Raw genomic sequence first — 3,607 nt, forward strand, 5'->3', positions numbered from 1 at the left:
CGAGCCGACCTTTTTCGCGATATCGTCCAGCGATTGGGCGGCATCGGCCTGCAACTCGCCCAGGATGCGCCGGTCCAGCGCGTCAAGTTCGGATCTGTCGTCGTTGCGGGCCATGGTCTTCTCTTTCCGGGGTCGGGTCAAAATCGGAACAAAGTTCCCTGAATGCAAGGGAGATCGGCATTCTGGCGGGACAGTGTTCCGCGCAACGCCCGTGGCGGCCTTGACCTTTGGCGCGCGGGGCGGACATGGTGACGCCGGGCAGCAGGGGCAGGGACATGGGCGGCTGGGAATTCTGGATCGACCGGGGCGGCACATTCACCGATATCGTCGCGCGCGCGCCCGATGGGCGGCTTGCCACCCACAAGCTCCTGTCCGAGAACCCGGAACGGTACCGGGACGCGGCGGTACAGGGCATCCGCGATCTGCTGGGGCTGAGCAGGGATGCGCCCTTGCCCGAGGGTGCGATCCGGGCGGTCAAGATGGGTACGACGGTTGCCACCAACGCGCTTCTGGAGCGCAAGGGCGAACGGGTGCTGTTGCTCATCACGCAGGGTTTCGCGGATCTGCTGCGCATCGGCTACCAGACAAGGCCGCGGCTGTTCGACCTGCATATCCGGCGGCCCGAACTGCTGTACGAAGACGTGGCCGAGATGGCCGAGCGGCTGGATGCGGAGGGCAATGTCCTGCTGCCGCTGGACGAAGACGCGGCGCGGGCGGCGCTCAGGGCAGCGCATGGGCGCGGCATCCGGGCCGTCGCCATCGCGCTGATGCATGGCTATCTGAACGGCGCGCATGAGGACAGGCTGGCCGAAATCGCCGCCGAGGAGGGGTTTGCGCAGGTCTCGGTCAGCCACCGGGTCTCGCGCCTGATCAAGCTGGTGGGGCGAGGCGATACCACGGTGGTCGATGCCTACCTCTCGCCGATCTTGCGCCGCTATGTCGATCAGGTGGCGGGTGCGCTGGATGTGGGTGCCGGGGGCTGCCAGCAGTTGCTCTTCATGCAGTCGAATGGCGGGCTGACCGATGCAGCACTTTTCCACGGCAAGGACGCGATCCTGTCGGGGCCGGCGGGCGGTATCGTCGGCATGGTCCGGACGGCGGAAGCCGCGGGCTTCGACCGGCTGATCGGGTTCGACATGGGCGGCACCTCGACCGATGTCAGCCATTACGCGGGCACCTATGAGCGCAGTTTCGAGACCGAGGTGGCCGGCGTGCGGATGCGCGCGCCGATGATGGATATTCACACCGTTGCCGCGGGCGGCGGGTCGATCTGCCGCTTTGCCGATGGCCGGTTTCAGGTCGGCCCCGAAAGTGCGGGCGCCGATCCGGGGCCCGCCTGCTATCGCCGAGGCGGGCCGCTGACGGTGACCGATTGCAACGTGATGCTGGGCAAGCTGAACCCGGCGCATTTCCCCGCCGTGTTCGGGCCGGGGGGCGACGAACCGCTGGATGTGGATATGGTGCGCGCAAAGTTCGCGGCGCTGGCCCATGAAATCGCGGCCGCGACAGGCGAGGCGCTGCGCAGCCCCGAAGAGGTTGCCGAGGGTTTCCTGAAGATTGCCATCGACAACATGGCCAACGCGATCAAGAAGATCAGCGTGCAGCGGGGCCATGACGTGACCGGCTATACCCTGCAATGTTTCGGCGGTGCGGGCGGGCAGCATGCCTGCCTCGTGGCCGACGCGCTGGGGATGCGGCGGGTGTTCCTGCACCCCTTTGCCGGGGTGCTGTCGGCCTACGGCATGGGGTTGGCCGAGATCCGCGCGATGGAGGAAGCCCAGCTCGACGCGCCGCTGGCGGAGATCGGGCAAGCCGAGGCGGCGCTGGCCGGGTTGCGGCGCAAGGCCATCGCCGAAGTCGCCCGTCAGGGCGTGCCCGAGGACGCGATCCGCTGCGCGGCGCGCGCCCATCTGCGCTATGAGGGCTCGCACCAGACGCTGGAGGTGCCCTTCGGCAGCGCAGACGATATGCAGGCGGCGTTCGAGGCGGCGCATCTTGCGCGCTTCGGCTTCACCTCGCCGGACCGGGCGCTGTTCTTCGACATGGCCGAGGTCGAGGCGATCGGCGAGACCGGCGAGGCGCCTGCGGCGATGGCCCCCGACGCGGTGCCGCAGGTCAAGGCGCAGGTGCCGGTGCATCTGGACGGCGAGACCCGCGCGGTGCCCCTTTACGAGCGGGCGAGCCTTGGCGCGGGGGCCCGGATCGACGGCCCCGCCATCATCACCGAGCCCACGGGCACGAATATCGTGGAACCGGGCTGGGCGGCCGGGGTGGACAACCGTGGCAACCTGATCCTGACCCGTGTCGCGGAAAAGACCCGCCCCCGCGTGTTGGGGACCGAGGCCGACCCGGTGCTCCTGGAGGTGATGTCCAACCTCTTCATGTCGGTCGCGGACCAGATGGGTGCTACGCTCGCCAACACCTCCTGGTCGGTCAACATCAAGGAACGGATGGATTTTTCCTGCGCGATCTTCGACGCGGCGGGCGATCTGGTGGCCAATGCGCCGCATGTGCCGGTGCATCTTGGCTCGATGTCGCACTCGATCAAGGCGGTGATTCGCGAGAATGCAGATGCGATCCGGCCGGGCGATGCCTTCATGCTGAACTCGCCCTACAATGGCGGCACGCATCTGCCCGACGTGACGGTGGTAACGCCCGTGTTCGTGGGCGACGACATCCTGTTCTGGCTGGGATCGCGCGGGCACCATGCCGATATCGGCGGGCGCACGCCCGGGTCTTCGCCACCCGACAGCACGCATATCGAGGAAGAGGGCGTGCTGATCGACAATGTCCGGCTGGTGGACCGGGGCCGTCTGCTGGAAGCCGAGGCCGAGGCTGTGCTGACTTCGGGGCGCTGGCCCTGCCGCAACGTCGCGCAGAACATGGCCGATCTCAAGGCGCAGGTGGCCGCGAACGAGACGGGGCGGCGGGAACTGCTGAAGGTCATCGAGCAGTATGGCCGCGACGTGGTGGTGGCCTATACGGCCCATGTGCAGGACAATGCCGAGGAAAGCGTGCGCCGGGTGATCGGGCGGCTGTCGGACGGCGCCTTCAGCTATCCGATGGACCACGGCGCGGTCATCAAGGTGGCGCTGCGGGTGGATCGCGACGCCCGCGAGGCGGTGATCGACTTCACCGGCACCTCGCCGCAGGATCAGGGCAACTACAACGCGCCCTTCGCTGTCTGCCGGGCGGTGGTGCTCTATGTCTTCCGCACGATGGTGGGCGCCGATATCCCGCTGAACGAGGGCTGCCTGAAACCGCTGAGGATCATCGCGCCCGAGGGCTCGATGCTGAACCCACGCTATCCGGCGGCGGTGATCGCGGGCAATACCGAGGTCAGCCAGGCCGCCTGCAACGCGCTTTACGGCGCGCTTGGCGTGATCGCGGGCAGCCAGGGGACGATGAACAACTTCACCTGGGGAAACGAGAGGTTCCAGAACTACGAGACCATCGCGGGCGGCACCGGGGCGGGGCCGGGGTTCGATGGCTGCGACGCGGTGCAAAACCACATGACCAACACGCGGATGACCGACCCCGAGGTGCTGGAAAAGCGGTTCCCGGTGCGGCTGGAGGCGTTCTCGATCCGGCGCGGCTCGGGCGGGGC

General features: G+C 67.8%; 2 protein-coding genes. One reads left to right on the plus strand and one right to left on the minus strand.

Going from position 1 to position 3,607, the window contains the following annotated elements; genetic code table 11:
- A partial coding sequence (locus ENN83_RS09160) for an AsnC family transcriptional regulator (RefSeq protein ID WP_287186148.1) occupies window positions 1–114 on the minus strand: 114 nt, incomplete at its 3' end.
- Between the two features lie 161 nt (window positions 115–275).
- Between ENN83_RS09160 and ENN83_RS09165 the strand changes: the two genes are divergently transcribed.
- On the plus strand, window positions 276–3,607 hold a 3,332-nt coding region (locus tag ENN83_RS09165; protein WP_287186146.1), incomplete at its 3' end, for a hydantoinase B/oxoprolinase family protein.

The sequence above is a fragment of the Rhodovulum sp. genome (assembly GCF_011048875.1).
GTDB classification, from domain to species: Bacteria; Pseudomonadota; Alphaproteobacteria; order Rhodobacterales; family Rhodobacteraceae; genus Rhodovulum; species Rhodovulum tesquicola.